Genomic DNA, 5,639 nt, shown 5'->3' with positions numbered 1-5,639 from the left:
ACAAGTGCTTCTCCAATTGCACAAGCATTGATAAACCAGAGCATATTAGTAATTAGCTTAGTTATATTTCCTGTCCCTAAATCTCCTGCATAAAATATTTTTTCTGCCATAGGTTCAAGGATAGGTTTTGCTTGTTCAAATACCTCTAACTCACCACCTGCAAAAAATATTAATTCTCCCCTTTCTGCCCCATCTACTGCATTGGTTACCGGTGCTTCTAGCACTTTTATTCCAAGAAATAGCTCGAAAAGTTATTTCCGCAGGAATAAAAGACAATAGAAATCTTGACTTAGTATAGCCTAATTTTTTTCCCGTAAAACTCATATTAGTAATAGCAGATTTAATCGAACTTTCTAACAAAGTCAAATTACCTAAAAGTTTACTATAACTTTCTATTTCACGAGGTTTATCGAAAGATAAAATTACTTTTTGAGTAGGATATTCTGGTAAAATTTGTTCTACATCTAATTTCAAAAGATAATTGCTTAAATCATCAATTCCTCCCCCACTACCCCAAGCAGTTTCATCTATGTATTGTGTTAGTTTGGCTAAAATATATTTAATTTGATAAGGTTGAAATGATGACTTATTAAGTTTATGAAATGCTTTCTCAAATTTATCTGCCACTACCTGCTTGCTAGAAAAAAATTGAATAGCAATAAATTGATTAAATTCTGATCTTGATGTGATTTGACGTAATTCACTAGCCCACTTAAGAATCATGCCATCGAATGCCTTTTGATTGCGATCGCTAGTCAACATTGCCACAAATAATAAATTTTCTACCTGCCGACATAATTCAATAAAACAATATTGAGGCAATTGATAAGCAGCTAAAAGTAATATTAAATGTTGCCTAACATTAACACTGAGACAACGAATATTTTCCAAATAACGATTTACCGTTCCATCAATATTATTACCAGACAAAAATGCTACATAAGCTTCTGCTGAGGCTAATAAATCATTCACAAATAGAATAGGTTCAGTATTATATCCACATCTAGATTCATTTTTGAGAAACCAATCATAGACTTCTTTTTCTGCAATATAATTTCCATCTTCTGCATATCTTGCCAAAATAAAATAGCGCAAAAAACGCATCGGTCTTTCCTGAGAATGATAGAGTAAATCTATCATTTTTTTCCATTTTACTTTGATTTTCTCATAATCTGTTTGTTTAGCTTTAGCAAAAATCAAATTTTTGAGTAAATCCATATCATCCAGGGGTAAACCACGATGATTTAAAGTTGAATATATTTTCAAAGCATGAGCAACACTAGCTGTTTTTACGCGAATTAATTTAACATTTTTGAGAAAATAGGCATAAAATTTTTTGATATGAGAAATAGCAACTTCATCTAATTCAAATTTAAGAGAAAGAAATTTTCTAATCTCAGCATAAGCATTCTGAATATGTTTAACAGAACGAGTAGGAGACCTTTGGTCTAAATCTGTTTGCATAGCAATACTTTCTAGTATTCCCCTACTTTCTTCATATTGTAGTTCTACCCTATGTTTAAACTGGTCATTACCCCAGTCATCTGTATATAGAGAAGTAATCTTATTTTTTAATGCTTCAATACGTTCATTTGAATTAATAGTTAATAAATAATCTCGAATTGCACAGAGAACTAAATAAGCAGTAGTCATCCGTTGCTGCCCATCAATTACTTCATACAAATTATCCCCACGACTACAAACAATTATACTGCCAATAAAATACTCAGAATAAGAATTTTGATTTTGCTCAGAAAATTCTTCATATATATCTTGAATAAATTCATTTACTTCTTTTTCCTCCCAAACATATTCGCGCTGATAATCAGGAATGACATAAAATTCATCAAATAACTTTTCTAGAGTCATGTCTTGAGATTCGATACTTGCCATATAATTACCTCAATAGTTTTAATCAGGAAGAAAGAAGTAATATAGCATTTTCTAAGCGTAAGGAAGAAGGAAGAGGGAAGAAGGAAGAATGAAGAAAAAATGGATGGGGATAGTCTTCGACACACCACTCCGTGTCTACAAACCCCAACCAATTGTCAACACCGTGTAGATAGTGGGGTATTATATCATGTCCGGTTGAACAGTTATAAATAAATGATGAAGGAGTCAGGAGTCAGGAGTCAGGAGTCAGGAGGGAAGAAAGAAGAAGGAAGAGAAAGTTTTTTTGATCACGCTCTTATCCGGACATGGTATTAAACCCAAAATAACAAAGATAATAACAGCAGAGCATAGAATAGACCCTACTGTTATAGCAATGGAAGCAAAGCTTTTGACCAGTCCTAAGCTTAAAACTAAGACAAAGCCAGATTATTCCTTCTTCCTTCCTCTTTCTTCCTTTATAAGCAAATAAAGATTAAATTTTCCTTCTCATAATTGACCGAAGTAGGTAGACCCTTGTGGGTCTAACCCTAGACAGTAAAAAAGAACTAATTTTCCGAATATCCAGCTCCCGATAGATTTCACAAAAATTTTCTTTCTATTAATTTTTAGTGAAGATTAAATTCTCCAAATTCTTCCCTCCCAAAAATAGTTAGGAAAACGCGAGCTAGTATCTCAGAACAGCAAATTCTAACGAAACATACTACTAACTGAAGTATCTTCGTGAATGCGCCAAATAGTTTCACCCAATAAATTTGCCACCGAAAGAACAGTCAACTGAGGAAAATTATGTTCCTCCAAGAATGGGATAGTATTAGTAACAATCACCTCTTCAAATACCCCACTAGAAAGACGCTCAACTGCTGGTGGTGAAAATACTGCATGAGTAGCACAAGCATAAACTTGTCGCGCCCCTTTTTCGCGCAAAAGTCGTCCCCCTTCGGAAATAGTACCACCCGTATCAATCATGTCATCTACCAACACAGCAGTTTTTCCCTCAACATCACCAATCACATTTAACACTTCTGCCACATTGTGAGCTTGACGACGCTTATCAATAATTGCTAATGGGGCATCATTTAACTTTTTCGCAAAAGCTCTAGCTCTTGCCACCCCACCCACATCCGGAGAAACAACAACAATATCAGATAAATTCTTACTTACTAAGTAATCTAAAATTACCGGTAAACCGTAAACATGATCGAACGGAATATCAAAATAACCCTGAATCTGGGCAGAATGCAAATCCATTGCTAGAATACGATTAGCACCTGCCTCAGTAATCAAATTGGCCACTAATTTAGCAGTAATTGATTCTCGACCAGCAGTTTTACGGTCTGCTCTAGCATAACCATAGTAAGGAATAACCGCAGTCACTTGTCTGGCAGAAGCACGACGACAAGCATCTACCATGATTAACATTTCCATCAAGTTGTCATTAACTGGACGACAACTAGGCTGAATTAGATAAACATCACAGCCTCGAATTGATTCCTGAATTTGAACATATAGTTCTCCATCTGCAAATCGTTTACGCACCATTGGGCCTAAGTCTAAACCCAGATATCTAGCTACTTCCGTAGCCAAAGGAACGTTAGCAGATCCAGAGAAAAGCCTCAATCTATTATGATCGTTAGCAGTAGCAGGCACAGGAGCCTGAATTGGTAAAGTAGCACGGATCACGGCAAGCCCTCGCAGCACCTTTATTCATTGCGATCTTATCATCTCAAACTAAAAATATTCTTCCGTATTTTTATTGATAGAAAGATCGTTTTTTTAGTAATATACCAAGAATATTTGCTAGATTAAGTCAGATGAATGTTGAATATTTAGTAAGAAAATTATGGAGGTCTTTAAAAAACGTAAAATCTCTTAAGTAAATTCCACTTTTCTGATAGATACTAACTTCTTAAGTCAAAAGTCAAAGTTCCAAAGTCAAAAGCAATATATGTTTGACTAAAAACCTTAATAGAGTATTAATATAGCTATAAAATGACTTTATAGTGAATTGGTATCCGGAGTGAGATTATGAGTTTAAAGGACAGAATTACAGAGGATATTAAAGTGGCGATGAAGGCCAAAGATAAGGTTCGTCTGGAAACAGTTCGTAGCATTAAAAAAGTAATTCTAGAAGAGGAAGCCAATGCTAGGGCAGCAGGAAAGGATTCTCTGACAGAGACTCAAGAAATGGATATATTAACAAGATTGGCTAAACAACGCCGGGATTCAATAGAGCAGTATACTCAAGCAGGTCGTCAGGAACTAGCAGATGGAGAGGCCGCAGAGTTGGCCATTCTTGAAGAATATCTACCAAAACAATTGTCTGATGAAGATATTGCTCAGATCGTTGATGAAATTATTGCTCAGGTAGGGGCAAATTCTCCGAAAGATATGGGTAAGGTGATGGGTCCGGCCATGCAAAAGTTGAAGGGTAAAGCTGATGGAAAGAAAGTACAGGAGGCAGTTAAGGCTAGGCTTAATTCATAGTTAAAAATTAAGCTCACCTCAATACTATAGTTAAGGTCATAAATCTTGCCATTTTTAATGGCCTTAACAACATGGGAAGGGAATATGATTTGATGCAGTATCTTCATTCTTTTCCTAAAATTAAACTCTATTATCAACAGCTAAAATACTAATTAAATGGATTACTAATTTCCCACAAGTATAGGAACTTTTAATCTGTTAATAATAGAGTAATTTGTAGATGTAGGCATCTACAGATAATTCAGAAATCAAGTGTTTTGGAGAACAGGAGTGTCAACTACTATTTGATAATATCAAGTAAGAGTAATTTTTTCTATGTTTGAAAAGGAGAAAGTGGGTGGGGATAGTCAACAACCTACCACTTCGTGTTTGATAACTCTAACCAATTGTAAACACCGCTTATGAGGTGTGGGATATTAAACCCAAAAGAAAAAGATAATAGAGATAATTGATCGGGAGAAATAAATCATAAATATCTGAAAAAATTACTCTGGTTTTCTCTCGAAATCGATCGCTAAATTTATTTATTCATACAAAAAATATTAAACTAAAACACATTTCAATTATACCAATTACTAAAAGTCATACTATACTTAGGCGATACTTCAATTATTAAATAATTAATACAGGCAGAAAAATATTTTTGATAATTATTAGTCAGTTCGTGTTAATTATTCTTATGTTTATTATTCCCCTATTCCCCCACTCTCCCACTCAAGAAAATGTAGAAAAGTTTTTGAGAAATGATGTGATCTATTGCCTGTTCCCTATTAAATTAAATTTATTATTATGCAACCACCAATTCCTGTAGGAACTATTTTACAAAACCGCTATCGCTTGATTAATATTCTCGGTCAAGGTGGTTTTGGACGTACCTATCTAGCTGAAGATACAGGTCGTTTTAACGAGCGTTGCGCTCTCAAAGAATTTATTCCCCTACAAACAAATACCTATGCAGTAACTAAATCTCAAGAACTATTTTCTCGCGAAGCAGCTATTCTTTATCAAATTCAACATCCTCAAATTCCCAAATTCAGAGCAACTTTTGAAGAAAATCAACGTTTATTCCTTTTACAAGATTATATCGAAGGCAAAACCTATCGCAGCATATTGCAAGAGCGTCAGATAACAGATAGTTTGTTCTCAGAAGCAGAAGTGCTAACTTTTTTACAACAAATTTTACCCGTCTTAGCTCATATTCACAGTTTTGGTATCATTCACCGAGACATATCTCCCGACAATATCATTAGGCGAGAAAGCGA

At 34.6% G+C, this 5,639-nt stretch carries 5 protein-coding genes; 2 read left to right on the top strand and 3 right to left on the bottom strand.

From position 1 onward, the window contains the following. The 3 genes from F6K13_RS15625 to F6K13_RS15615 all read right to left on the bottom strand — a co-directional run. On the bottom strand, positions 1-224 hold a 224-nt coding region (locus F6K13_RS15625), incomplete at its 3' end, for an NAD(P)-binding domain-containing protein (RefSeq protein ID WP_287287804.1). Continuing rightward, positions 151-1,893, bottom strand: a complete 1,743-nt coding sequence (locus F6K13_RS15620) for a DUF262 domain-containing HNH endonuclease family protein (RefSeq protein WP_287287803.1) — start codon at positions 1,891-1,893, stop codon at positions 151-153. The genes F6K13_RS15625 and F6K13_RS15620, both read right to left, overlap by 74 nt. 687 nt (positions 1,894-2,580) lie before the next feature. Next, positions 2,581-3,573 carry a ribose-phosphate pyrophosphokinase gene (locus F6K13_RS15615; protein WP_205127185.1) on the bottom strand — a complete coding sequence of 331 codons (993 nt, stop codon included), beginning with the start codon at positions 3,571-3,573 and terminating at the stop codon, positions 2,581-2,583. Positions 3,574-3,918: 345 nt separating this feature from the next. Here F6K13_RS15615 and F6K13_RS15610 point away from each other — a divergent pair, with 345 nt between their 5' ends. After that, positions 3,919-4,377 (top strand): GatB/YqeY domain-containing protein, encoded by a 459-nt coding sequence (locus F6K13_RS15610; RefSeq protein ID WP_124155157.1) that lies wholly within the window; start codon positions 3,919-3,921, stop codon positions 4,375-4,377. Positions 4,378-5,166: 789 nt separating this feature from the next. Beyond that, positions 5,167-5,639: protein kinase (locus F6K13_RS15605; RefSeq protein ID WP_287287802.1), on the top strand; the 473-nt coding region annotated here is incomplete at its 3' end.

The organism is Okeania sp. SIO2B9 (assembly GCF_010672505.1).
Lineage (GTDB): Bacteria > Cyanobacteriota > Cyanobacteriia > Cyanobacteriales > Microcoleaceae > Okeania > Okeania hirsuta.
The sequence above is the reverse complement of the archived record's forward strand: the minus strand, read 5'-3'. Positions and strand labels throughout refer to the sequence as shown.

Excerpts from the sequence above, each read along its gene's own strand:
- F6K13_RS15620 (WP_287287803.1), bottom strand. The coding sequence starts at position 1,893 with ATGGCAAGTATCGAATCTCAAGACATGACTCTAGAAAAGTTATTTGAT.
- F6K13_RS15610 (WP_124155157.1), top strand. The coding sequence starts at position 3,919 with ATGAGTTTAAAGGACAGAATTACAGAGGATATTAAAGTGGCGATGAAG.